This is a genomic window from Coprobacter sp., assembly GCF_982436375.1.
Map to the genome: position 1 here is coordinate 1 of NZ_CEWDCG010000007.1, position 25,491 is coordinate 25,491.

19 protein-coding genes are annotated in these 25,491 nt (G+C 41.5%); 14 read left to right on the plus strand and 5 right to left on the minus strand.

All coding sequences use genetic code 11. The features are described 5' to 3' along the window. Both AC1WHX_RS00870 and AC1WHX_RS00875 read right to left on the minus strand, forming a co-directional pair. Positions 1 to 437 (minus strand): MotA/TolQ/ExbB proton channel family protein (locus tag AC1WHX_RS00870; RefSeq protein ID WP_481228799.1); only part of this gene is annotated, 437 nt, incomplete at its 3' end. 26 nt (positions 438 to 463) lie between these two features. Further along, complete coding sequence (locus AC1WHX_RS00875; protein WP_122337183.1) at positions 464 to 1,177, minus strand: pyridoxine 5'-phosphate synthase; 714 nt, start codon at positions 1,175 to 1,177, stop codon at positions 464 to 466. Between the two features lie 196 nt (positions 1,178 to 1,373). On the opposite strand from AC1WHX_RS00875, the gene AC1WHX_RS00880 reads away from it, so the two are divergent. Continuing rightward, positions 1,374 to 2,252, plus strand: coding sequence for an NAD kinase (locus AC1WHX_RS00880; protein WP_481228800.1), 879 nt, complete (start codon positions 1,374 to 1,376; stop codon positions 2,250 to 2,252). Positions 2,253 to 2,332: 80 nt separating this feature from the next. Next, entirely contained in the window at positions 2,333 to 3,178 is an 846-nt protein-coding gene (locus AC1WHX_RS00885; protein ID WP_022391098.1) for a helix-turn-helix domain-containing protein, read from the plus strand. A 95-nt stretch (positions 3,179 to 3,273) separates the two neighbouring features. Here the strand turns inward: AC1WHX_RS00885 and AC1WHX_RS00890 are convergent, their stop codons facing one another. Together AC1WHX_RS00890 and AC1WHX_RS00895 are read right to left on the minus strand one after the other, a co-directional pair. Beyond that, positions 3,274 to 4,371 carry a PspC domain-containing protein gene (locus tag AC1WHX_RS00890; RefSeq protein ID WP_122337146.1) on the minus strand — a complete coding sequence of 366 codons (1,098 nt, stop codon included), beginning with the start codon at positions 4,369 to 4,371 and terminating at the stop codon, positions 3,274 to 3,276. Positions 4,372 to 4,406: 35 nt separating this feature from the next. Continuing rightward, positions 4,407 to 4,733: a PadR family transcriptional regulator gene (locus AC1WHX_RS00895; protein ID WP_122337145.1), complete on the minus strand. Its 327-nt coding sequence runs from the start codon at positions 4,731 to 4,733 to the stop codon at positions 4,407 to 4,409. 791 nt (positions 4,734 to 5,524) lie between these two features. Between AC1WHX_RS00895 and AC1WHX_RS00900 the strand changes: the two genes are divergently transcribed. The 12 genes from AC1WHX_RS00900 (at position 5,525) to AC1WHX_RS00955 (ending at position 22,721) form a co-directional block, all read left to right on the plus strand. Beyond that, positions 5,525 to 6,229, plus strand: coding sequence for a M48 family metallopeptidase (locus AC1WHX_RS00900; RefSeq protein WP_009319025.1), 705 nt, complete (start codon positions 5,525 to 5,527; stop codon positions 6,227 to 6,229). A 231-nt stretch (positions 6,230 to 6,460) separates the two neighbouring features. Then, positions 6,461 to 6,928, plus strand: coding sequence for a ribosome assembly cofactor RimP (rimP, locus tag AC1WHX_RS00905; RefSeq protein WP_122304293.1), 468 nt, complete (start codon positions 6,461 to 6,463; stop codon positions 6,926 to 6,928). 2 nt (positions 6,929 to 6,930) lie between these two features. Beyond that, positions 6,931 to 8,187 (plus strand): transcription termination factor NusA, encoded by a 1,257-nt coding sequence (nusA, locus tag AC1WHX_RS00910; RefSeq protein WP_022391095.1) that lies wholly within the window; start codon positions 6,931 to 6,933, stop codon positions 8,185 to 8,187. A gap of 118 nt (positions 8,188 to 8,305) precedes the next feature. Further along, the gene (gene infB, locus AC1WHX_RS00915) at positions 8,306 to 11,200 is read left to right on the plus strand and encodes a translation initiation factor IF-2 (RefSeq protein ID WP_302544539.1); all 2,895 of its coding nucleotides are present in this window, start codon (positions 8,306 to 8,308) and stop codon (positions 11,198 to 11,200) included. A gap of 145 nt (positions 11,201 to 11,345) precedes the next feature. Then, the gene (locus tag AC1WHX_RS00920) at positions 11,346 to 11,984 is read left to right on the plus strand and encodes a CvpA family protein (protein WP_122337142.1); all 639 of its coding nucleotides are present in this window, start codon (positions 11,346 to 11,348) and stop codon (positions 11,982 to 11,984) included. Continuing rightward, complete coding sequence (gene sufB, locus AC1WHX_RS00925) at positions 11,965 to 13,416, plus strand: Fe-S cluster assembly protein SufB (RefSeq protein ID WP_122337141.1); 1,452 nt, start codon at positions 11,965 to 11,967, stop codon at positions 13,414 to 13,416. Before AC1WHX_RS00920 ends, sufB begins: the two co-directional genes overlap by 20 nt. A gap of 39 nt (positions 13,417 to 13,455) precedes the next feature. Continuing rightward, a complete protein-coding gene (sufC, locus tag AC1WHX_RS00930; RefSeq protein WP_009319031.1) occupies positions 13,456 to 14,214 on the plus strand; it encodes a Fe-S cluster assembly ATPase SufC in 759 nt (252 codons plus the stop codon). A gap of 36 nt (positions 14,215 to 14,250) precedes the next feature. Next, positions 14,251 to 15,594 (plus strand): Fe-S cluster assembly protein SufD, encoded by a 1,344-nt coding sequence (gene sufD, locus AC1WHX_RS00935; protein ID WP_270213849.1) that lies wholly within the window; start codon positions 14,251 to 14,253, stop codon positions 15,592 to 15,594. A 21-nt stretch (positions 15,595 to 15,615) separates the two neighbouring features. Beyond that, positions 15,616 to 16,830: an aminotransferase class V-fold PLP-dependent enzyme gene (locus AC1WHX_RS00940; RefSeq protein WP_122337138.1), complete on the plus strand. Its 1,215-nt coding sequence runs from the start codon at positions 15,616 to 15,618 to the stop codon at positions 16,828 to 16,830. A gap of 202 nt (positions 16,831 to 17,032) precedes the next feature. After that, positions 17,033 to 18,205: an efflux RND transporter periplasmic adaptor subunit gene (locus AC1WHX_RS00945; protein ID WP_416241616.1), complete on the plus strand. Its 1,173-nt coding sequence runs from the start codon at positions 17,033 to 17,035 to the stop codon at positions 18,203 to 18,205. Continuing rightward, on the plus strand, positions 18,202 to 21,309 hold the full coding sequence (locus AC1WHX_RS00950; RefSeq protein WP_270213847.1) for an efflux RND transporter permease subunit: 3,108 nt from the start codon (positions 18,202 to 18,204) through the stop codon (positions 21,307 to 21,309). Before AC1WHX_RS00945 ends, AC1WHX_RS00950 begins: the two co-directional genes overlap by 4 nt. Then, positions 21,306 to 22,721, plus strand: a complete 1,416-nt coding sequence (locus tag AC1WHX_RS00955; RefSeq protein WP_270213846.1) for an efflux transporter outer membrane subunit — start codon at positions 21,306 to 21,308, stop codon at positions 22,719 to 22,721. The genes AC1WHX_RS00950 and AC1WHX_RS00955 overlap by 4 nt, the downstream gene beginning before the upstream one ends. Positions 22,722 to 22,772: 51 nt before the next feature. Here AC1WHX_RS00955 and AC1WHX_RS00960 read toward each other — a convergent pair whose 3' ends face one another. Beyond that, positions 22,773 to 25,361, minus strand: coding sequence for a hypothetical protein (locus tag AC1WHX_RS00960; RefSeq protein ID WP_481228801.1), 2,589 nt, complete (start codon positions 25,359 to 25,361; stop codon positions 22,773 to 22,775). Between the last annotated feature and the right edge of the window lie 130 nt (positions 25,362 to 25,491).

Sequence of the window (25,491 nt, forward strand, 5' to 3'; positions counted from 1 at the left end):
CCCGCCGCAGCCGTTGCCAACCAAGGAAAACCTTTCTCCAGCTTCGCAACTTCGAGATTACCGACATTCTCTATTGCTACCAGCACATCATTCATAGGCCGACCCAATCGGGTAATTCCTTTTTCAATCAAGCGCGCATAAGGTGTATCGGTCTTTTTACAAAGATTCAAAGCCGCATCTACATCTCCTTCATGGATATAGTCTTTGATGCGATCCATAAACGTACGGTCTTCCCGTGCCGCTTTACGGATGACCACAGCACGTTCTATAAAGATATAAATTGCCAGAATAGACAATATCAGGAGCGGAATCATAATAACACCGCCTTTCAGCGACAAATCCCACATATTCAACTCAGCAACAGGAGCTGCAGTCGTCCCGGCAGAAACCGGCATTACCATATTAGCATCAGCTAAAAGAGAAAGCAACAAATTCATATAATTTTATTTTTCGGTTATCGATGTTATTTAAGACAATCTTTATATTGGCGAATAGTCTCCTGCAACCCCAGATAAAGGGCATCAGTGATAAGAGCATGCCCGATAGAAACTTCATCCAAAACAGGAATCTGCTCATGAAAATATCGCAAATTCTCAAGATTCAGATCATGTCCGGCATTGATACCCAAGCCCAATTTATGAGCCAATGCCGCAGCTTTGATAAAAGGAGCGACAGCTTTTTCACGATCCGAAGCATAAGCCGAAGCATACGGTTCGGTATATAATTCGATTCTGTCCGTCCCGGTTTTGGCGGCAAACTCTATCAATTCAGGATCGGTATCCACAAAGATCGATGTTCGAATACCGACTTGATTAAATCGGTCTATTATCTCGCTTAAAAAATCGAAATGCGTACGTGTATCCCAACCGGCATTGGAAGTGATCGCATCCGGAGCATCGGGAACTAACGTCACCTGATTCGGTTTGACTTGCAACACCAAATTTATAAAAGGATCGGACGGATAACCCTCAATGTTGAATTCAGTTCTTAACTGAGGTCTGAGCTCATGCACGTCAGAATAGCGGATATGTCGTTCATCCGGCCGAGGATGTACCGTGATTCCGTCAGCGCCAAAAACTTCACAGTCCAGCGCAACTTTCAAGACATTAGGCATATTACCACCTCTGGCATTACGCAACGTGGCAATCTTATTTACATTTACACTTAATTTGGTCATTTTTCCAAAATTAATTCTACTTATGATAAAAAGAACTTTTTTCGACCCGGTAAGACTGAAAAATATCTCCGAAGCCAAAAATTTTATGTACGTTTGCAAAAGAACTTTGTGCTGATGCAAAATTAATAGGTTTTACAGAAATCTAAAGAAAAACGTTAGCAAAAGATCAAAAAGCTCATAAAAAATGTAAATAACGATGAGAATAGCCATTTTCGGGAATTTATATCAAGCAGAAAAAAGCATACAGGCAAAGCATCTTTTCAACGCATTAAGCAAATATAATGCGGAAATTCTTATTTGTGAAGAGTTCTACCGCTTTCTGCATACTGTAATGAAAATAGAACCTCGATACAGCAAGCTGATTACAGACAATAATTTTTCGGCAGATATGGCTCTCAGCCTCGGCGGAGACGGAACATTCTTAAAAACTGCCGAACGGGTCGGTAACAAACACATCCCGATATTGGGAATCAATACCGGACGTCTCGGATTTCTTGCCGATGTAGCCGAAAATGAAATAGATGAAGCTGTAGCAGAACTGTTTAACGGCGATTACCGAATCGAAGAACGTTCTCTACTACAACTAAAAGCAGATGCTCTCCCCGTTAAGTTTTGGCCTTTTGCACTGAACGAAGCCGCCATTCTGAAAAGAGACAGTTCTTCAATGATCACCATCCGCACATATTTGAACGATGTATTTCTGAACACCTATCAAGCTGACGGGCTAATTGTTTCGACTCCTACCGGATCGACCGGATATTCATTGAGCGTAGGCGGCCCGATACTCGTTCCGCAAGCTCCGAACTTCGTAATAGCACCGGTTGCTCCCCACAGTTTGAATGTCCGTCCTTTGGTATTCAATGATCAAGATACGATCCGTATGCAAATCGAAAGCCGAAGTAACAACTTTTTGGTAAGTCTGGACGGACGTTCCGCCATGATGGGTACAAATCATGAATTAATTATTTGCAAAGCCCCTTTCACCATCCCTATCGTAAAACGGAACAATCACGTTTTTAACGATACCTTACGAGACAAACTCATGTGGGGAGCAGATAAACGATACAATATATAAATTGATCTATTTTTAATATTTTCACAGGAATATCGGTTTTATTTTCTTATTTTTGCAATCGAATATTAAAAATACAAGATATGCTTAGAACCGATTTACCACAATTCGACATATCTGAAAATATCATTATAGGAACAGATATCACCGAAGAAATCTTGGCATTTTACAAACAACCGTTCCGATTAAAAGCCGGAATCTTCGTGTTATGTTTAGAAGGAGAGATACATGCTTCCATAAAAATGACCGACTATTATATAAAGAAGAATGATTTCGTCTCTATTTTACCGGGAAATATCCTTCAGTTTATCGGACAACAAGGAAAAGTCCGATTGTGTTTCGTCGCTTTTTCATCGGAATTTCTGAGCCAAACCAACATGGTAAAATTTTCAGCAGATTTCCTGCCTCAAGTCATAGAAAATCCGGTAATATCCTTAAAACAAGAAAGCGCAGAACTTCTTGCAGAATATTTTTCTTTACTGGTGAAAACCCAGGAACAGATCACAGAAATATTCAATACGGAAATTACCAAGAGCATCCTACAATCGATGCTGCAAGGAATCGGATACATGTATCAGAAACATACATTGAATCCGCCTGCCCTTACCCGGAAAGAAGAAATCCGGAAACAGTTTGTCGGACTTGTCATGCAACATTATACACGAGAACGTTCCATCTCATTTTACGCCGAACAACTGAATATCACTCCGCAACACTTGTGCACGACCATAAAGCAAATCACAGGATTTACCGCCTCCGACATTATTGCCCGAATGGTAATCCTCGACGCTAAAGCCCAACTAAAATCGACAGAATTGACAATACAGGAAATTTCTTACTCCTTGAATTTCCCGAACGTATCATTTTTCGGAAAATATTTCAAACGCCATGTCGGCATGAGTCCTCAAGCTTATCGCAACAGTCAATAAAATTATACCAAAGAAGAAAGCCCTTATCCGAATCAAACGGACAAAGGCTTTTAAAATAATAATCCCTTAGAAGCAATCTAAATCAACCGAGCCACCTATATTATATTCCCCTGATACTGATTCAATACAGTGTGTATTCCGGGTAACGAAATAAACCACATTACCATACCGGCAACAAAAGCTATGCTCCACAATATAACCAACAAGACTGTCACCCAGCGGGATTGGGGAGGGAAATTAAATACACGCCCTAAAACCATTCTCAATACGGCATATACCGGAATGGCCAGCAATACCAGCAAAACGGCAGTCAACATCCACGGATAATGAACGACAGAGAACATCTGCATAAAAAACGGATCTATGCCTTGCGTAACAATTCCAACCGTGCCTCCGGCCGCCGCCAATAACACAAACAATAAAGAAGACAAAAGAACCAGCAAAATAAAACCAAGACATCCACCGAAAATTATAAATACGAATTTCAATACGATCTTAATTGCCGAAAGCACATAATCACCGAAAGTTTTTTTCTCCGGTCCTAATTCCTCTTTTGCTATCGTTTCGGAAACAAATCGTTTGATATTATCGACCGTCGCCGCCTCCCCTCTCATCTCTAATTTCTGTGCAGCAGTTTTAGCCTCCGGAATACAAATCCACAAAACCAAATAAATCAGAAGCGCATATCCGGTAAGAAAAGTAAACAATACGAACAAAATGCGGACAAGCGCTGTGCTGACACCGAGATAATATCCCAATCCTGAAGCTACACCGCCAAGAAAAGCATCGTCCTTATCCCTAAACAGACGCCGTCGGTTTCTCTCGGGAATTTTTTCCTGAGGTGTCGTTCCATCCTCCCCTTTTTCAGTATCCTGATTTTCAACTTCTTTTTCTCCGACCTCCTTATCATCGGTTTCAATATTCAGCGTATCAGAAGCAAAATCTTCGGGATGTCCCATCACAGAGATGATTTCATCCACCTCGCGCACCGTAATTATTTGCATACCGAAACGCATTCTTTCTTTAAACAACTCGGCAATACGAGCCTCGATATCGCTCAATATCTCGCTTGCTCCTTCTTCATTCCGGAAATAATCGTTCAGACTTTCCAAGTAATCCTGCAACTGGCTATAAGCGTCTTCATCGATATGATATACCGTATTATTCAGATTTACCGTTAGCGTCTTTTTCATATCTATTATATATATTATTTATCATCTATATAAAACTATATCTCCCGAATATGTTCGACTGTGCGGTTCAATTCTATCCAAGCACTTTCCAACTCATTCAGGAACGCTCTCCCGGTCTCTGTCAAACGATAATATTTTCGAGGAGGACCTTGAGGAGATTCTTCCCATTCATAATCAAGCAGACCGGCATTTTTCAAGCGTGTCAACAGCGGATAAAGCGTACCTTCGACCACAATAAGACGAGATTCTTTCAAAGATTGTATAATATCCGACACATACGCCCGCTTTTTACTAAGAATCAAGAGCGTACAATACTCAAGAATCCCCTTGCGCATCTGAGATTTTATATTTTCCGTATTCATACATTACACCTTTACGCTACAAATATAACACAAAATATAAATACCTTGTAATACAAGGTACTAATTTTAACCTTATATAGACGTTAAAAACATTTATATAGAAAATTTCCGATACATATAAATATTCTTAACCCCAAACAGATCAGAACAAAACACGAAAAAAAATGAAAAGTACATATACAAGAAACACAAAGTGTAATATTGCTAATTTTAAGCACAAGCCACAAAAACAGGCGGATTATGCGGTCATTAAGATCGACTTAAAAACAGCACAAATTAAAGAATGATAAACTCAATCAGTTGTCAATGCAAAAATGATCGAATCAGCAGATTTAAATGGAGCAATTGTGATAAGTCAAAAAGGAGAGGTAATATAACACAAAGCGATCCTCTAAAAATACGACTGCGATTACCCGCTACTTTGGTATCGGATAATCGCAGAAGATCTTCAGGCTCGCAGGCCCGAACACCGCAAATATACATATAATATTTTAATATACAATAGCATGATAATGCCAAACAGATCAGAACAAAACACGATAAAGAAAACTATTTATGCAAATTTAGTTCACCTAAAGTCTGTTTAAATTTTGTTCAGGTCAAGTTTAATACCTTCTTCTAATTTTTTTGTTCTTACAAAGGAGATAGTAGACCATCCGATGAATGAAAGCGAGAAAACAGTGTAGAAAAAACACAAAAAATAACCGGATAAAATCTCTTTGTAGGAAAATTTATATAGACTCTAACATTTATAGACACACAGTATTTGATAAAAACAATATATTTGCCACATGAAAAAATATCAATACGAAGACCCCGAATTCGGTACAATAATTCTGTATCTCCACCCGACAGCCCGGCATCTCATTTTCAAGATACGGGATAATTCACTACAGATAACCGTTCCGGAAGGTATTACCTACGCACAGATAACACAATCCATAAACAAAAACAGGGAAAACATACGAAAAATATACGTACGTAAAAACGACAAAATATTACGTCCGGGAACTTTGCTCGAAACCCGAAACTTTACTATTGCCATACAAACACATAACAAAAACAAATACCTGTTCAAGCTATACAACAATACGCTATTTATATTCTGCCCCGACACGACAGATTTCGAATCTCCCGAAACCCAAAGAATCATATCTGCCGGTATCAAACGATTCATCAAACAAGAGGCCGAAAAGTACCTGCCGGAACGCCTCGATTTATTAGCCAAACAATTAAACCTGACCTATAACAGCGTATCGGTGTCTCATGGACGGAAACGGCTCGGCAGATGCGATATGCGACGCAATATACTCCTGTCCTATCATCTTATGTTTCTGCCCGATCGCCTGATTGATTACGTAATTTTTCACGAATTAGCTCATTTATCTGAAATGAATCACGGAGAACGTTTCCACCAACTATGTAACCGATATTGTCAAGGCAAAGAGAAAATTTTAGAAAAAGAACTCAAGTCTTTCCCGTTTCCTATTGAATAGAATCCAATATATTAATACATATAAATATATATTAAAATAATAAAATAATTTTGCATTATGATAGGAAAATGCAACCGAACTATTTGTTGACGTACCTATATTTTGTATATTTGCAACGCAAAAGGGAGAAGAAGGAGGGGGCACATTGCCCCCTCGTTTTGTTCTAATATAAAACTATCGCTATCGAAAAACATATTAGACATCATCTCCTTCCCCATTAAAAGAAGTTGAATGATAGAAAAAGATTTTGTAAAGGAACTTGTAGAAAAAGGACTGTCGGGAACAGACTGCTTTATGGTAGATGTTCAGGTAAAGCCGGGCAACAGTATCATTGTTGAAATAGATAACGAAGAGGGCATAGATATAGAACAATGCTCGACCTTGCACAGATTTATAGAAGAACACCTCGACCGAGATATAGAAGACTATGAGCTTGAAGTAGGGTCGGCAGGCATTACATCTCCGTTCAAAGTTCTGAAACAGTATAAAAAAAATATAGGCAATGAAGTCGAAGTCCTCACCAAATCGGGATTAAAGCTCAACGGAGTCCTAAAGGAAGCGGACGAAGATAAATTTATTGTCACAATAACAAAAAAAGTAAAGACAGAAACCAGTAAACGGAAAGTAGAGGTTTCGGAAGATCTCGCTTTCGGTTATGATGAAATAAAGTACACAAAATATTTAATCAGATTTAAATAAATATGGCCAAAAAAGAGGAAGCAATCAGCATGGTCGACACGTTCTCGGAGTTTAAAGAACTGAAGAACATTGACAGAACGACAATGATCAGCGTGTTGGAAGAATCGTTCCGCAACGTATTAGCGAAAATGTTCGGTACGGACGAAAACTTCGATGTTATTGTAAATCCCGACAAAGGGGACTTTGAAATATGGAGAAACCGCGAAGTAGTCGAAGACGGACAAGTCAGCGATCCCAATCTGCAAATCTCTTTATCCGAGGCCAAAAAAATCGATAACGATTACGAAGTAGGTGAAGAAGTTACCGACGAAGTAATTTTCGAAAAATTCGGACGCCGGGCTATTTTAAACCTGCGTCAGACATTGGCATCAAAAATTCTGGAACTGCAAAAAGATGCTATTTACAATAAATACAAAGATAGAATCGGACAAATCGTCAGTGCAGAAGTTTACCAGATCTGGAAAAAGGAAATGCTTCTTATCGATGATGAAGGGAACGAACTTCTTCTTCCGAAAACAGAGCAAATTCCTTCGGATTTTTATCGTAAAGGAGAAACCGCAAGAGCGGTAGTCGCCCGTGTCGATAACAAAAACAATAATCCGAAAATTATCATATCCCGAACTTCGGAAGAATTTCTGAAACGGTTGTTCGAACTGGAAGTTCCGGAAATACATGACGGTCTGATTACTATTCGCAAAGTAGCACGTATCCCGGGAGAACGTGCCAAAATTGCGGTAGAATCTTATGACGATCGCATAGATCCGGTAGGCGCTTGCGTCGGGGTTAAAGGTGCTCGTATTCACGGTATCGTCAGAGAATTGCGAAATGAAAATATCGACGTAATCAACTATACCGCAAATACATCTCTGTTTATCCAAAGATCATTGAGTCCGGCAAAAATTTCTTCAATTCGTCTGAACGAAGAAGAAAAAAAAGCCGAAGTATTCTTAAAACCTGAAGAAGTTTCTCTCGCTATCGGCAAAGGAGGACTGAATATAAAATTAGCATGTATGCTGACCGGATATACGATCGACGTATATCGTGACATCGATGAAACAGAAGAAGAAGACATTTATCTTGATGAATTTAAAGATGAAATCGACGGTTGGGTGATAGAAGCCCTAAAAGCTATCGGATGTGCTACAGCCAAAAGCGTATTGGCAATGTCCCGTGAAGAATTGATCGAAAAAGCAGATCTCGAAGAAAACACCGTTGATGAAATAATTAATATATTAAAAGCAGAATTTGAAGAAGAATAGAAAGGAAATCCGTCATACTGCGAAGTAAGACGGATTTACCCTGTTTCCCAGTCTGGAAAATCTCCCGGAACCCGACTAAATATTCTTCTTTCATTTTGTATAACGCTAAAAAACGATTATGACGATAAGGTTAAATAAAGTAGCAAGAGATTTAAATGTAGGAATTCAGACAGCTGTCGATTTCCTGCAAAAGAAAGGATTTTCTATTGAGTCAAATCCCAATACGAAAATCAGTGACGAACAGTATACCCTGCTGGTAAAAGAGTTCAGTACGGATAAAAATCTGAAAATCGAATCGGAACGTATCAGCCAGGAGCGTCATAATAAAGACAAAAACAAAGCAACCGTCGCTCTCGAAGGCTATGAAGAACCCGCATCGGACAATGAATCGGGAAAAACGGAAATAGCGACAACTATAGACGAAGAATTAAAACCGAGAATAAAACAAGTCGGAAAGATAGATTTAGATAATCTATACCGCCCGGTAGCTCCTAAAAAAGAAGAACCGGAAGAGACCGTAACGGACAAAGAGGAAAAAACAGTTACCGAAGAACCCGTACAAGATCATAACGAGATTGAAAAGGAAATTCAGGAAGAAGAACAAATTTCTATAAAAGAACCCGAAATTACAGAAGAACCCCAAACTGCAAATATCGAAGAAGAGGAAGAAAATCTGACTTCAGAAAACGATATTGACGAGAATTCCGAAGAAGAAGAGGACGATGAACCCATCCATATGAACGAAGAAACAAAAGAAGACGAAATATTTACGCTAAACCGGCCTAAACTGACCACGAATATCAATGTTGTCGGAAAAATAGACCTTTCAGCACTAAATCAACAAACTCGTCCGAAGAAAAAAACAAAAGAAGAGAAAAGGAAAGAGCGCGAAGCTAAAGATAAACAGCGCAATGATCTGAAAAAGCCGCTTATTGCGGACGCAAAAACGGCCGAATCTCAAGAAACGGATATGGAACGCAAAAAACGGAAACGTATCCGCAAAGAAAAAATCGATATTGAGAAGAATGCGCCGACCACAAATCCGCAATCTCGAAACAACGGTAACCCAAAAGGGCCTAAGTTGAAACTGAAAAAACCGGTAAAAACTGAAATCAGTGAAGAGGATGTACAGAAACAGATCAAGGAAACACTGGCCAGACTGACAACTAAAGGACAGAAAAAGAGTGCAAAATGGCGTAAAGAGAAACGCGAAGCTTTTGCCAACAAAGCTCAGGAACTGGAAGAGCAGGAGATGGAAGAAAGTCGCATTCTGAAACTGACCGAGTTCGTTACCGCTAACGATCTGGCCGTCATGATGAACGTACCGGTAAATAACGTTATCGCTACTTGTATGAGCATCGGTATCATGGTGTCTATCAACCAACGACTCGATGCGGAAACGATCAATATCGTAGCAGAAGAGTTCGGATTCAAGACAGAATATGTCAGTGCGGAGGTAGTAGAAGCGATCAATGTAGAAGAAGATAAAGAAGAAGACTTGACTCACCGTCCCCCGATTGTCACGGTTATGGGACATGTCGATCATGGAAAAACTTCGTTACTCGACTATATCCGTAATGCGAATGTCATCGCAGGTGAAGCCGGAGGTATCACCCAGCATATCGGGGCTTACAATGTAAAATTGAGCGACGGTAGAAGAATCACGTTCTTGGATACACCCGGACACGAAGCTTTCACTGCCATGCGTGCACGAGGAGCTAAAGTTACGGACATCGCAATCATCATCGTTGCCGCAGACGACAGCGTGATGCCGCAAACCGTCGAAGCAATCAACCACGCATCGGCAGCAGGAGTACCTATCGTATTTGCCATTAACAAAGTCGATAAACCCAACGCCAATCCCGATAAGATTAAGGAAGAATTGGCCAACATGAATTACCTTGTCGAAGAATGGGGTGGAAAATATCAGTCTCAAGATATTTCGGCCAAAAAGGGTACAGGAGTACACGAACTGCTCGAAAAAGTTCTACTCGAAGCCGAGTTGCTCGACTTAAAAGCAAACCCCGACCGTAAAGCTACCGGTTCGGTAATCGAATCGACTCTGGATAAAGGACGAGGATATGTAGCTACCGTATTGGTAGAAAACGGAACTCTTCGCACCGGAGATATTGTTCTTGCAGGAACACACCACGGTCGTGTCAAGGCCATGTTCAATGAGCGAAATGCTCGGATCAATGAGGCCGGACCGTCTGCACCCGCATTGATCTTAGGCTTGAACGGCGCTCCGCAAGCAGGAGACATTTTCCACGTAATGGAAAGTGAGCAAGAAGCACGTGAGATTGCAAACAAGCGAGAACAGTTACAGCGAGAACTCGGATTGAGGACACACAAGCTACTGACTCTCGATGATATAGGAAGACGTATTGCCATCGGTAATTTCCAAGAACTGAATGTAATCGTAAAAGGAGACGTTGATGGTTCGGTAGAGGCATTGAGCGATTCTCTGATCAAATTATCAACTGAAGAAATTCAGGTAAACGTATTGCATAAAGCCGTAGGACAAATTTCCGAATCGGATATTACCTTAGCTGCGGCATCAAACGCAATCATCATAGGATTCCAAGTACGTCCGTCTATGGCAGCCCGCCGTCTTGCAGAAAAAGAAGGTGTGGATATTCGACTCTACTCGATTATTTACGATGCGATAGAGGAAGTAAAATCTGCTATGGAAGGAATGCTTTCTCCGGAAATCAAGGAAGAAATTACGGCGACTGTCGAAGTACGGGAAACTTTCAAGATCACAAAAGTGGGAACTGTCGCCGGATGTATGGTTAAAGAAGGTAAGATCAAACGTACCAACAAGATTCGCCTTATCCGTGACGGTATCGTCATTTACTCCGGAGATCTCGGTTCGCTGAAACGATTCAAAGAAGATGTAAAAGAAGTTGCTACCGGATATGAATGCGGTCTTAACATCGCCAACTACAACGACATCAAGATAGGTGACTTGATCGAAGCGTATGAAGAGGTCGAAGTAAAAAAGACATTGTAAAAACTCTGCACAGGCATTACCGAGACAATCGGGTTACCTATTTGCAGCAAGAATATAAACACGGATGTAAAAGAAGTAACCCGACAAACCGGAACTTTTTGACATCTGTGTTTTTCTGTTCGGAGACAAATGATTTAAAGGGAGTATGAGAATCGAGATTATAGATATAGTCATTGCCGTACTCATTTTGTACAGTATTTTCCGAGGCTATCATTTAGGACTTATTCGTCAGATCGGAGCTTTGGGAGGAATACTGTTAGCTATTTTGGGGGCTAATCTGTTATCTCCTTTCATGGGTTTACTATTGAATAAAACAGAGCTGTTTCCCGAATACGTCAACCATAAAATCGCATATTTGGTAACTTTCTTGATCATTCTCTTCTCCTGTAAATTTATCACCCGACTGATGCAACGCTTTGCCCGGATGCTACATCTCGGACTTCCGGACAAATGGGCAGGCGTTCTTTTCTGCGGATTTAAATATATTCTTGTAATCAGTACAGTTCTGAATATTTATGATTTATTACACAAGGAGTTAGATCCGAAAGATACAAAAATGCAAGAAAATTCATACTTTTATTCCGAAATAATAAAAGTCGCTCCTTTTATTCTCGATTTATCTAAACAAGCATTCCGTAACGAGAATAAAAACAAAGAAACAGACAAACCAAAACAGATAAGTGTGTGTTTATTAAAAAGATATTCTTACGACATCCCCATTTTATCCGATATAAACGATAATGGGCTAAATGTAAAATATATATATGAAACAAGAAGATCCTAACCAAATATTAAACGACGTTACATTCAACGATTATAAATACGGATTTGTAACCGATATAGAAACGGAAGTGATTCCTACCGGATTATGTGAAAATGTAATCAGGCTTATCTCTCAAAAAAAAGGCGAACCCGAATGGCTTCTCGAATTCAGACTAAAGGCTTATGAACACTGGAAAACATTGAAGATGCCGCATTGGGCACATTTAGATATTCCCTCTATCGACTACCAGGCAATCAGCTATTATGCTGCACCTAAGAAAAAAGAAGGACCGAAAAGCCTTGATGAAGTAGATCCAGAGTTACTGAAAACATTCAACAAATTAGGAATCTCTTTGGAAGAACAAATGAAACTTTCCGGAATTGCCGTCGATGCTGTCATGGACAGTGTTTCGGTAAAAACGACATTCCGGGAAAAACTCGCCGAACTGGGCGTAATTTTCTGTTCGTTCAGCGAGGCGGTCAAAGATTATCCCGACTTAGTAAAAAAATATCTGGGTTCGGTAGTATCTTATCGTGACAATTTTTTTGCAGCGCTCAACTCCGCCGTATTCAGCGACGGTTCGTTCGTGTATATTCCCAAAGGGGTACGCTGCCCTATGGAATTATCAACCTATTTCCGTATCAACGCAGCCAATACGGGACAATTCGAACGCACCTTAATCGTAGCCGATGACGACAGTTATGTAAGTTATCTCGAAGGGTGCACTGCTCCGATGCGTGACGAAAACCAACTGCATGCGGCAATAGTAGAGATAATCGCCCACGACCGTGCAGAAGTAAAATACTCTACTGTTCAGAACTGGTATCCCGGTGATAAAAACGGGAAAGGCGGTATTTATAACTTTGTAACGAAACGAGGCATGTGTAAAGGAGACCATTCGAAAATCTCTTGGACACAAGTAGAAACAGGCTCTGCCATTACATGGAAATATCCGAGCTGCATACTTGCCGGAGACAATTCGATCGGAGAATTTTATTCGGTTGCCGTTACCAATAACCACCAACAGGCAGATACGGGAACGAAAATGATTCATTTAGGAAAGAATACAAGAAGTACGATCGTCTCCAAAGGTATCTCTGCAGGATACAGCCAAAACAGCTATCGGGGACTGGTCAAAGTTTCCCCTCGTGCCGATAATGCCCGTAATTATACACAATGCGACAGTTTATTGCTGAGTTCTCATTGCGGAGCACACACATTTCCGTATATGGACATAAAGAACAATACCGCAGTCGTAGAACATGAAGCTACTACATCCAAGATCAGCGAAGATCAGATATTTTATTGCAACCAAAGGGGTATTCCGACAGAAGATGCCGTAGGTCTGATTGTAAACGGTTACGCAAAAGAGGTTATGAACAAGCTCCCGATGGAATTTGCTGTCGAAGCCCAGAAACTTTTACAAATCTCCTTAGAAGGCTCGGTTGGATAATTGAATATTTTAATTTGAACATAAAAAAGACGACATACGATGTTAGATATTAAAGATTTACATGCCAGTATCAACGGCAAAGAGATATTAAAGGGAATTAACCTGACGGTAAAACCCGGAGAAGTTCATGCGATTATGGGTCCTAACGGATCGGGGAAAAGTACATTATCTTCGGTTCTGGCAGGAAATCCGGCCTTTGAAGTGACCGAAGGAAGTGTAAATTTTTATGGAAAAGACCTGCTATCTCTTTCTCCTGAAGACCGTTCACACGAAGGCATTTTCTTGAGTTTCCAATATCCGGTAGAAATACCGGGTGTAAGCATGGTGAACTTCATGCGTGCCGCTGTAAACGAACAACGCAAGTATAAGGGTTTAGAACCTCTATCCGCAACAGACTTTCTGCGCATGATGCGCGAAAAACGCGAAATCGTAGAGTTAGATAACAAACTGGCGAGCCGATCGGTAAACGAAGGCTTTTCCGGCGGAGAAAAAAAGAAAAACGAAATTTTTCAAATGGCTATGCTTCAGCCTCGTTTGTCGATTCTGGACGAAACGGACAGCGGACTGGATATAGATGCCTTACGTATCGTTGCAGAAGGCGTGAATAAGTTGAAATCAGATCAAAATGCGACAATCGTAATTACTCACTATCAAAGATTGCTCGATTATATCGCTCCGGATTTTGTTCACGTGCTTTATAAAGGTCGTATCGTAAAATCAGGCGGTCCTGAACTGGCCTTGGAGTTGGAAGAAAAAGGATATGATTGGATCAAAAAAGAAGTCGATAAACAAATCTGATCCTTTTAATCAGACGTTTCATTATCATTGTACATCATGAATATAGAAAAACAATATATAGAATTGTACGACCAGTACCATTCACTCATCGACAATCATGCTTCTCCCATACTTAACGCATTGCGGGAAAAAGCGATGTCCGATTTCCGGGAAACAGGATTTCCCTCCCCAAACGATGAAGAGTATAAGCACACGAACATTCCGGATCTGTTCGCTCCCGATTACGGATTGAATCTGAACCGTTTAGAGATACCCGTAAACCCTTACGAAGTATTTCGATGCGATGTTCCGAATCTCAGTACATTGCTTTACTTTATAGTCAATGACAGTTTTTATACAAAAGAAAATCCTAAAATAAAACTTCCCGAAGGAGTTCTTATCGGAAGTCTTAACGAAATGGCTCGTTCTCATCCCGATCTGGTACAGCGTTATTACGGGAAACAGGCTTGTACCCGAAACGATGGAATCGTCGCATTAAATACGGCATTCGTACAAGACGGATTTTTTCTTTATGTACCGAAAGACGTTATTATAGAAAAGCCGATACAACTGATCAATATACTACGGGGAGACGCAGATTTTATGGTAAACCGCCGCCTGTTGATCGTTTTGGAAGAGGGTGCACAAGCTCGTCTGCTGGTTTGTGACCATACGATGGATAAAAAGAAATTTTTGTCATCGCAAGTAACCGAAATTTATGCCGGTAAAAATGCGGTATTCGACTATTATGATATAGAAGAATCATCACTGAACACTAACCGGATAACCTCTACTTTTGTAGATCAAGCTGAAAAATCGAACGTCCTTATTAACGGCATTACCCTTCATAACGGCACAACTCGCAACAATTACCGGATGACATTCTCCGGAGAACATGCCGAAGCCCATTTGTGCGGAATGGCGATAGCAGATAAAAAACAATCGGTAGATAACCATACGTTCATCGATCATGCCGTTCCTCACTGCACCAGTAATGAACTGTTCAAATATGTACTGAACGATTCATCGACAGGCTCTTTCAGCGGACGTATTCTCGTACGGGAAGGCGCACAGAAAACCTCGGCTTATCAAACCAACCGGAATCTTTGTGCTACAAAAGAAGCCCACATGTACACGAAACCGCAATTAGAAATATATGCAGATGACGTAAAATGCAGTCATGGCGCTACCGTAGGACAATTAGATGAAAACGCGCTGTTCTATCTCCGGTCACGGGGAATCCCCGAAGCTGAGGCACGAATGCTGTTGATGTTCGCCTTTACCAACGATGTAATCGAGAACGTCAGGATGGATGCCTTAAAAGACCGATTGCGCCAACTGGTAGAAAAAAGATTTCGCGGAGAACTCGACAAATGTGCAGGATGTAATATCTGTCAATAAAATAAAGGAGACCATACAATTATGTTAGATATTCAAAAAATACGAAATGACTTTCCTATACTCAAACAAAAAGTATATGGGAAACCATTGGTTTATTTTGACAATGCTGCAACCTCTCAAACTCCCGAATGTGTCGTCGATACGATCAGAGACGGATATGACCGGATCAATGCAAACGTACACCGAGGTGTGCATTTTTTAAGCCAGGAAGCTACCGAAGGTCACGAGAATGCACGAAAAAGAGTGCAGCAATATTTGCATGCAGCACACGACCACGAAATTATTTTTACTCGTGGAACTACCGAATCCATAAACCTGGTCGCAAGCTCGTTCGGAGACGCTTTTCTGAAAGACGGAGATGAAATAATATTGTCGGAAATGGAACATCATGCCAATATCGTTCCGTGGCAATTGCTTCAAAACCGGAAAAAAATTACATTGAGAGTCGTGCCTATCGATGAAAACGGAGAACTGAAGATGGACATTTTCCGCTCATTATTCAATGAAAAGACAAAACTCGTATCACTCTCACATATCTCTAATGTTTTAGGAACTGTAAATCCTGTAAAAGAAATAATTTCAATATCGCATTCGCACGATGTGCCCGTCTTGCTGGACGGAGCACAGGCTGCTCCTCACACTCGGATAGACGTGCAGGATATGGATGTCGATTTTTATGTTTTATCGGCTCATAAAATGTACGGACCTACCGGAATCGGAGTATTATACGGTAAAGAAAAATGGCTGAACGCCATGCCTCCCTATCAGGGTGGAGGTGAAATGATTTCGCATGTTTCTTTCGAAAAAACGACATTCAACGAACTGCCTTATAAATTTGAGGCCGGAACTCCCGACTATATCGGAACAATGGCTTTCGCGACAGCCCTCGATTATATCGAAAATATCGGGATAGAGAATATTGCAGCTCACGAGCAAAACTTGCTCCACTATACGACCGGACAATTGATGCAGATAGACGGCATGAGAATCTTCGGAACTGCACATGAAAAGAGTGCTGTTATCTCGTTTCTTGTAAAAGATATTCATCATTATGATATGGGGATGCTACTCGATAAACTCGGCTTTGCCACACGTACGGGACACCATTGCGCCCAACCGTTGATGCAGGCATTAGGCGTGGAGGGTGTACTTCGGGCATCTTTTGCCGTCTATAACACCCAAGAAGAAGCTGATGCATTCGTTGCAGCCGTAGACCGTGTTGCAAAAATGTTCTGATCTGATATATAAAAATTCAACAAGGATGTAGAAAATATCTACACCCTTGTTTTTTTGCCAAAACCAAAATAGGAGTATCAGATAACTTATTTTCAACAAAATGACAAATATTCTGCTTTTTGCACGGATATTGTTATATACTCAGTTATTTGAATCATTTGAAAAACTATATATGAAAAAATTTGTAGAGTCAATCGCCAAAATGGAGTTTAATCGAAAAAAAATTCTGACTGTTAGCATCGGGATTATTGTCATCGGAATCGTCTATTACGTCCTAAGCCGTCCCAGAAAAGCAGCCGTCTCCGAACCTACGGTAGTCATAGAGACCGTAACGACAGACGATGTCGAAATTTATGGAGAATATGTGGGACGCATTCGGGCTCAGCAATTCGTCGAAGTTCGTGCACGGGTAGAAGGTTACCTTGAAAAAATGCTCTTCGAAGAAGGAACTTATGTCCCTAAAAATCAGCTATTGTTCATTATCAATCCCGACCAATACAAAGCAAAAGTCGATAAAGTAAAAGCCCAGCTTACCAAAGATAAAGCTCAAGCGCTGAAAGCTAAACGTGACTTAGAGCGCATACAACCCTTATACGCTCAAAATGCAGCAAGTCGCTTAGATCTCGATAACGCGATTGCCGCATACGAAAGTGCGGCAGCTTCGGTAAACATGACCGAGGCTGATCTGTCGCAAGCCGAAATGGAACTGGGATATACGGCAGTTCATTCTCCCCTTTCCGGACGAATAAGCGAACGTCATGTCGATGTAGGAACATTAGTCGGTCCGGGAGGAAAGTCTCTATTAGCGACCATTGTCAAAAGCGATACGGTATTAGTCGATTTCAGCATGACTGCCTTGGATTACTTGCGCAGTAAAGAGAGAAATGTCAATCTGGGACAACGGGACACCTCCCGCACGTGGCAGCCTTATATAACGATTACGCTTGCAGATAACTCGATATACCCGCAAAAAGGTTTGGTAGATTTTGCCGAGCCGCAAGTAGACCCGCAAACCGGAACATTTTCCGTGCGGGCAGAGATGCCTAATCCTGAACAGATATTGCTGCCGGGACAATTCACCAAAGTAAAATTATTGCTCGATGTCCGTGAAGATGCCATCGTTGTTCCCAACAAAGCTGTAATTTTAGAAAAAGGAGGAGCTTATATCTTCGTTATGCGCAAAGACTCTACCGTAGAAAAACGATTCATAGAAATAGGCCCGGAAATCGGAAACAAAATGGTTGTAGAACGAGGTCTTGCCACAGGCGAGAAGATCGTTACCGAAGGTTACCACAAATTAACTCCGGGCATAAAAGTCAAACCGGTCACCGAAGCCATCAAGCCTGAAACACCGGAAGAAAGGAGCGAATCATGAAAAGCGAATTTTTTATCGACCGCCCCGTCTTATCGATCGTTCTGTCCTTAGTCATCGTTATCGTCGGGCTTATCGGGCTTTTCTTGTTACCGATAGACCAATATCCGCAAATTACTCCTCCGGTGGTAAAAATAAGCGCATCCTATCCGGGAGCGAGCGCAACGACCGTGTCACAAGCGGTAGCTACACCTATCGAACAAGAATTAAACGGAACTCCGGGAATGCTTTATATGGAATCGAGCAGTTCCAACTCGGGAGGATTCTCCGCCACTGTGACTTTCGATGTTTCTACCGATGCCGATCTTGCTGCCGTAGAAATACAGAACAGGATAAAACTGGCAGAATCGCGACTACCGGCAGAAGTCATACAAAACGGAATATCTGTAGAAAAGCAGGCGGCCAGCCAATTGATGACGATTTGTCTTACATCGAACGACCCGAAATTCGATGAAATATACCTAAGCAATTTCGCAACGATCAACGTACTCGACTTATTACGTCGAATCGAGGGTGTCGGCAGAGTATCGAATATCGGAAGCCGCTACTATGCCATGCAAATATGGGTACAACCCGACCGTCTTGCAAACTTCGGATTAACGGTACAAGACCTGCAAACCGCACTGAAAGATCAGAATCGGGAATCGGCTGCCGGTGTCTTAGGTCAGCAACCTGTAACGGGACTGGACATAACGATACCTATCACTACCCAGGGGAGATTATCATCCGTAGGGCAATTCGAGGATATTGTCATCCGGGCCAATCCTGACGGCTCTCTTATCCGGTTGAAAGATGTCGCCAGAGTTTCCTTAGAAGCCTCTTCATACAATACCGAAAGCGGTATCAACGGTGAGAATGCCGCCGTATTAGGAATATACATGCTTCCCGGAGCAAATGCGATAGAGGTTGCGAAAGCGGTAAAAGATGCCATGAAAGAAATCAGCAAGAACTTTCCGGAGGGTATGAGTTACGAAATACCGTTCGATATGACGACTTATATTTCTCAATCGATTCACGAAGTCTATAAAACACTGTTCGAAGCATTGGGATTGGTCATTCTTGTCGTATTTTTATCATTACAGAACTGGCGTGCGACCCTTATCCCGGTAATTGCCGTGCCGATCTCATTAATCGGAACTTTCGGATTTATGCTGATATTCGGGTTTTCTCTAAACCTTCTGACCATGCTCGGTCTTATCCTCGCCATCGGTATCGTGGTAGATGACGCCATCGTCGTCGTAGAAAATGTCGAGCGGATTATGGAAGAAGAACATATCGGAGCATACGAGGCGACAAAAAAAGCGATGAACGGACTGACAAGTGCTCTGATTGCGACATCGTTGGTACTTTGTGCCGTATTTATTCCCGTAAGTTTTCTTAGCGGCATCACCGGACAACTTTACCGGCAATTTACGGTAACCATTGTCGTATCGGTACTCATATCAACAGTCGTGGCCTTGACATTAAGCCCGGCAATGTGTGCTCTGCTGTTAAAGCCGAGTAATAAGAAAAAGAGAAAACATATTCTATTCCGATATATAAACCACTGGTTGGTTACCGGAAACAGAAAATATTCCAACCTCATACAAAAAGCGATGATGAATCCGAGAAGGATATTGTCCGGATTCGGAATCATGCTGGTCATCATGTTCGTTATTTCCCGTTTTATTCCCACCAGTTTTATGCCGCAAGAAGATCAAGGTTATTTTAAAGTAGAATTAGAACTTCCTGAAGGCGCAACTTTGGAACGAACTCGAAAGGTAACCGAAAGAGCAGTCTCCTATCTGCTGGAGAATCCGTTTGTCGCATACGTACAAAATGTCACCGGAAGCAGTCCTCGAGTAGGAAGCAACCAATCGCGAAGCGAACTCACGGTGATCCTTAAACCTTGGGAAGAAAGAGAAGGAGTAGGTGTAGAACAAATTATGGAAACCGTACGAGAAGAACTTTCTCAGTACCCCGAATCTAAAGTATTTCTAAGTACTCCTCCCGTCATACCGGGACTCGGATCTTCCGGCGGTTTTGAAATGCAACTTGAAGCACGGGGAGACGCAACATTCCAAAATCTCATACAGGCTGCAGATACGTTGATGCATTACGCATTGCAACGGAAAGAGCTAACCGGACTGTCTTCCTCTCTACAATCAGAAATTCCGCAACTCTATTTCGACGTAGATCGGGACAAAGCCCGCATACTGGGAGTACCGCTAACCGATATTTTCTCTACAATGAAAGCTTATACAGGTTCGGTATATGTAAACGATTTCAACATGTTCAACCGTATTTATAAAGTATATATTCAGGCTGAAGCTCCTTATCGAGCTCATAAAGATAACATCAATTTATTTTTCGTGCGAGGAAGTAACGGAGCTATGGTTCCTCTCACCGCTCTCGGAACGACCGATTACACGACCGGCCCGGGAAGTATTAAGCGATTCAATATGTTCAATACGGCCATTATACGAGGAGCGGCGGCACAAGGATACAGTTCGGGACAAGCGATGGAAATCATGGAAGAAATAGCGCAAAAACATCTGCCTGCCAACATCGGAATCGAATGGAGCGGACTCTCGTTTCAAGAGAAAAAAGCAGATGGTAAAACGGGTATAATAATGGCCCTCGTTTTCTTGTTCGTATTCTTATTTCTAGCAGCACAATACGAAAGCTGGTTAGTCCCTATTTCGGTACTGTTATCTCTTCCCGTAGCTGCTTTCGGAGCTTATTTAGGAATATGGGTCTGCGGAATGGAAAACGACATCTACTTCCAGATAGGACTCGTCATGTTGATCGGATTAGCTGCTAAAAATGCGATTCTGGTAGTCGAGTTCGCAAAAATTCAAGTAGATAAAGGTGCCGATATCATATATGCCGCCATTCATGCAGCACGTCAACGATTCCGCCCCATCGTCATGACCTCTTTCGCTTTCATCTTGGGTATGCTCCCGATGGTATTGGCAAGCGGACCGGGCTCGGCAAGTCGGCAATCTATCGGAACAGGAGTCTTTTTCGGAATGATATTTTCCATCACATTCGGCATTATCCTTGTTCCCTTTTTCTTTACTTTAATATATAAACTCAAAGCGTCAATCAAAGAAAAATGGTCATGAAAATAGTATCCAAAATATACATAGTATTCGTTATTCTGATAATGACCGGACTCTACTCCTGCAAAATAGGGAAAAAATACAGTCGTCCGGAATTACACCTGCCCGAAAGAATTACGGAACAACATTCCGACTCGTCAACTCTGGCCGATCAGGATTGGAAAACTATATATACGGACACTTTATTGCAGTCTCTTATACAAAAGGCTCTCGATAATAACAAAGACATGTTGATCGCAGCGTCCCGTATAAAAGAATTGGCATATAGAAAAAGAATAACTACCGGAGATTTATTCCCTACCATAAATGCGGCTATACATCCTGAACGGGAACATACGAATGACGGAGGGAATAACCCCGACAACGATAATTCGTTCGAGGGAAAACTCTCCCTATCATGGGAAATCGATCTATGGGGAAATCTGCGATGGGCACGTGCTGAAAGTATTGCCGAATATCTCGCATCGGTAGAGGCAAGACGTGCTTTACAAATGTCGATGATCGCACAAGTCGCACAATACTATTACGAATTGGTTGCATTGGACAACGAGCTGGACATCGTCCGCCAGACACTGAATACATGGGAAAAAGGTCTCGATCTGGCGAGAATCCGTTTTGAAGGGGGATTGACTTCGGAAACGTCTTTTCGTCAGGCTCAAGTAGAACTTGCCCGTACAGCGACATTAGTACCGGAACTGGAAAACAAGATTTCTCAAAAAGAAAACGACTTGTCGTTGCTTGTCGGAGAATATGAAGCTGTTATTACCCGGGCAAAAATGAATCCCGATATCTATTTGCCCGAACAATTGCCTGTAGGATTACCCTCGACCCTTTTGGAGCGGCGTCCCGATCTGAGACAAGCCGAGCAAGAGTTAATTGCGGCGCATGCCCAAGTCGGTGTTGCCTTTACGAACATGTTTCCGAAATTAACTCTCACAGCTACTTACGGGATAGAAAGCTCTTCTCTGAATGATTTTTTACGTTCTCCTTACGGATTTATCGGAGGGACATTACTTTCTCCCATTTTCGGCGCTGGAAAAAACATCGCAAAGCATAAGGCTCAGAAAGAGGTATTCAGACAGACTTGTTATCGATACGAAAAATCGGTTCTGACAGCTTTTCAAGAAACAAAAAATGCAATTGTAAACTTTAACAAGGTAAAAGAAGCCCGTATCCTGAAAAAAAATCTTTACGAAGCATCAAAAGGATATGTAGAACTGGCCCAACTACAATATATTAACGGGGTCATCAACTATCTCGACGTATTAGATGCACAACGAGGATTTTTTTCTGCACAAACAGGTCTTAGCAATGCCATAAGAGATGAACAGATTGCTGTCGTTTATCTCTACAAAGCATTAGGAGGAGGATGGGACAACTTATCTCCATTCGATAAAGAAGAGACTAAGCAATAATTTATCGAACAAAATCTGCCGGAAGAAAAATTTTCCGGCAGATTTTGTTTTCTAACGTAATTTCTTACCCGAAGATACCGGATCGAAACCTAAATCAATTACATCGAAATGAGCATCGGAAGAGACCGTTCCGCACCACGCTATCCGATGATACTTGAAAGGAGGAGAAACCGGACGCATCCGTATTTGTCCCGGCACATCTCCGGCAATACGAAAACGATAAAGTAATGAATAACGTCCTTCTGCCTCTTGTGCACCCCACACCTTACAAACCAAATCAGCCCTTTGTACCGAACAACGTAATGCAATGTGAGAAACACGTTTATAAATATCGGGCAACAATTTTATAGGTCGGGTTATCACACTTATTTGCATATCCGATTGAACTTCGGAGCACAAATCATACAACCTACCGCTTTCATCTCCGGCAAGCAAACCCGGGTAGAGATTATATAAATATTTCCAATCAACAATACGACAGTACCAACTCGAAAAAGATAATCCCAATACATAGCAAAAACGATAATCGGCATTCAAGAAAATAATTTCCTGCCGGATATAGTTATACCCGGCGGTACATTTCCCTTGGATATACTTTCTAAACGGGACAAAATCCTCCGATAACGATATAGAATCACCATCGGACGAATCTTGAGGAAGTGCATCCGGAACTCCGCCGAACACAGGAGAAAGTAAGTTGGACTCTGCCCCCTGTAAAGCCATAACCCCTTGTTCGGAAAGATAAACGACAGCATTATCTATCGGAACAATCAGATTCGAAGACAAACAGACCTCCCGGTTTACAGGATGTTGATTGCTGTAAAGGACTCCCTCACTCCCCTGCTGCAAAGCCCATATACCTTCTGTCGTAAACACATATAACGGAAACTCTCCATACTGACCTTGTGACAAGGCTGCCGTAGCAGCCGCTAAGTCGGTAATCTCTCCTCCCGATAAAATATAAGTAAACTCTTGAGGAAATACAAAAGGATTATTTATTTGCGATACTCTCAACTTATTGGGAGTATGCTCCACAGCATTTATCTCTTCCGGAATCTTGCCTTCATCAGGTTCGGATATTTCAGAAAAAGTAATAGGTTTTAAATCCGGAGAAACATAATAAGCCATATTCTGATCTTGAGAAGATTTCAAATCGACCGTTATTCCATATTGTTTTCCTCCGGCATCATCGCATATCCTCACTTTCATCTTATATGCTCGGCTGTCAGGATAAGAAATCATAGCCGAAAGACCTTTAAGAGACATACGAGACTCAAAAGAATTTACCAGACGCCTCTCTCCGTCAGAACCGTTCATGTACACTTCGATATATCCCCGTTGCACATCGATATCGATTAAGTCTACCCCATTATAACGATTCTGTGTCAACGCAAAGACCGAAAGGGGAAAACCGCTGGAATAGTACATAGATATTCCTCCCAAATGTAATCTCCCGTTATACACATAAGAGGTCTTCGCCGTAATACGATGATGAGAAAAATTATCCAAAGGCAATACATCTTGTTGTTCGAGATTATTCAAATCACAATTATATTCCAATGAAAAGGGTTGAGCAATCTGTTCCTTTCCGGAAAAGGATGCCACTTTAAAGAATACGACCTCTTCCGACAGCCTCCGTCTGACCTCCTCCTCTGTCAATTGCGGCACATCGAAAATAATAATCCGAGTCTGTTTACCCCCAATATTCCGTATCTCATACCGATAGTCATTTTCTGTCATGGCAACCTGCTTGACTACCGGTATCTCTTTTGAAATAAACACATCTATCCCGGTAACAATATCCGACCATTTCGATAAATCGCACTTGCCGATATTATAATAAAGCGACTCTCCCCTTAAATTGAACTTATTTTCGACAAATCGCCTCAGATATCCGTCTTCCAGCTCGCAAAGCGCTTCAATATTATTCAACGTATCGGCTTTATCCGATTGTAACATGACGACAGGCGGAGACGGAAAAATATAAGAACCGTCATACATTCGGAGTGCATACCTCACCAAAAAAGGATGGGCGAAATAACCGTCCGACAGCAATTTACTCTTACATTTACTATACGTACCATATATCCAAGAAATAAACGCCCTCTTGTCTGTATCGGAAAGACGACAAACTCCGTCATCCCGAGTCTCTACCTTCAAGGTATAAGTATCGAAGATCTCGGTACTCTGAATACTTCCTCCCAAATAAAACGATATTTCGGGCATATCCGGACGTGTCCCCAATATCTCATAAATTCCGTTTCTGTACAGTAAATAAAATATTTCCGTATCGGTAATTACAACAAGCGTATTTCCGACCGACTCTATTCTCGACAGTCCGGAGATCTCACACAATGCCTCCAATCCAGTCGGAAAGACCTCTCCATCCTTTTCCTCCGCCTCAAAATAAAGATTCGTGCCGTCATACGAAATATAATGCTTATAGGCTTCGTTACAATGCAAAAATATGACTTTACGGGAAGTTTCTTCCGGAGTATATAATAAGCGGGGTTCGCCGACAGCTTCCCAAATACCGTTCCGGCATCTCAAGTTCACGATCCGGCTACACTCCCCGTCGCCACACATTGCCGGAGGTAACTGATGCGACATGCCCTTAATTTGTAATCTGTTCTGTTGCATAATATTATCTTTCAATTTCTTTTTCGGTAAAAATAGAATAGAGAACATGCCGGCTCGTGGGATATTTATAAAAAAGAATTCGTTCAGGCAAGATTTTATAATTATCGCATAAAACCGGAACGATTCAATA

Coding starts and splice junctions, on each gene's coding strand:
- AC1WHX_RS00950 (WP_270213847.1), top strand. CDS start 18,202: ATGAAAAGCGAATTTTTTATCGACCGCCCCGTCTTATCGATCGTTCTG.
- AC1WHX_RS00890 (WP_122337146.1), bottom strand. CDS start 4,371: ATGAAAAAGACGCTAACGGTAAATCTGAATAATACGGTATATCATATC.
- nusA (WP_022391095.1), top strand. CDS start 6,931: ATGGCCAAAAAAGAGGAAGCAATCAGCATGGTCGACACGTTCTCGGAG.
- AC1WHX_RS00945 (WP_416241616.1), top strand. CDS start 17,033: ATGGAGTTTAATCGAAAAAAAATTCTGACTGTTAGCATCGGGATTATT.
- AC1WHX_RS00875 (WP_122337183.1), bottom strand. CDS start 1,177: ATGACCAAATTAAGTGTAAATGTAAATAAGATTGCCACGTTGCGTAAT.
- sufD (WP_270213849.1), top strand. CDS start 14,251: ATGAATATAGAAAAACAATATATAGAATTGTACGACCAGTACCATTCA.
- AC1WHX_RS00880 (WP_481228800.1), top strand. CDS start 1,374: ATGAGAATAGCCATTTTCGGGAATTTATATCAAGCAGAAAAAAGCATA.
- AC1WHX_RS00960 (WP_481228801.1), bottom strand. CDS start 25,361: ATGCAACAGAACAGATTACAAATTAAGGGCATGTCGCATCAGTTACCT.
- AC1WHX_RS00900 (WP_009319025.1), top strand. CDS start 5,525: ATGAAAAAATATCAATACGAAGACCCCGAATTCGGTACAATAATTCTG.
- AC1WHX_RS00885 (WP_022391098.1), top strand. CDS start 2,333: ATGCTTAGAACCGATTTACCACAATTCGACATATCTGAAAATATCATT.
- AC1WHX_RS00895 (WP_122337145.1), bottom strand. CDS start 4,733: ATGAATACGGAAAATATAAAATCTCAGATGCGCAAGGGGATTCTTGAG.
- sufB (WP_122337141.1), top strand. CDS start 11,965: ATGAAACAAGAAGATCCTAACCAAATATTAAACGACGTTACATTCAAC.
- sufC (WP_009319031.1), top strand. CDS start 13,456: ATGTTAGATATTAAAGATTTACATGCCAGTATCAACGGCAAAGAGATA.
- AC1WHX_RS00920 (WP_122337142.1), top strand. CDS start 11,346: ATGAGAATCGAGATTATAGATATAGTCATTGCCGTACTCATTTTGTAC.
- infB (WP_302544539.1), top strand. CDS start 8,306: ATGACGATAAGGTTAAATAAAGTAGCAAGAGATTTAAATGTAGGAATT.
- AC1WHX_RS00940 (WP_122337138.1), top strand. CDS start 15,616: ATGTTAGATATTCAAAAAATACGAAATGACTTTCCTATACTCAAACAA.
- rimP (WP_122304293.1), top strand. CDS start 6,461: ATGATAGAAAAAGATTTTGTAAAGGAACTTGTAGAAAAAGGACTGTCG.
- AC1WHX_RS00955 (WP_270213846.1), top strand. CDS start 21,306: ATGAAAATAGTATCCAAAATATACATAGTATTCGTTATTCTGATAATG.